Source organism: Flavobacterium potami (assembly GCF_020026915.1).
Classification (GTDB): Bacteria; Bacteroidota; Bacteroidia; order Flavobacteriales; family Flavobacteriaceae; genus Flavobacterium; species Flavobacterium potami.
Window position 1 is genome coordinate 1 of the sequence record NZ_JAINUY010000048.1, and the last position, 289, is coordinate 289.

Sequence of the window (289 nt, forward strand, 5' to 3'; positions counted from 1 at the left end):
CTCTTCTGGGACAATAATAAAACTGGGCTAAGGCTGATAACGGCAGAAGACAATCTTCATCATACATGCTACTGAATTGTCAGCCCTTCCATCCCAGCGGGCGGTTGGTTCCAATAAATTTTTGTCTTACAGTCTTCAGAAACGGCAAAACCGATCTCAACGCCTTTCGGAACTGCGCTGGCCTTAACATTCAATTGGTAATCACTCTTGCCTCTTGGGACGGAAACACCTTGCTTAAGTTCTACTGAGACCAAATCGAAAAGCTTGTGAGCTGGTGCGCAACCCAACA

At 46.0% G+C, this 289-nt stretch carries 1 protein-coding gene; it reads right to left on the bottom strand.

Annotated elements, in window-relative coordinates:
* Positions 1-68 precede the first annotated feature (68 nt).
* The coding region (locus tag K6T82_RS24220) for a hypothetical protein (RefSeq protein ID WP_223711602.1) at positions 69-289 on the bottom strand (221 nt) is incomplete at its 5' end.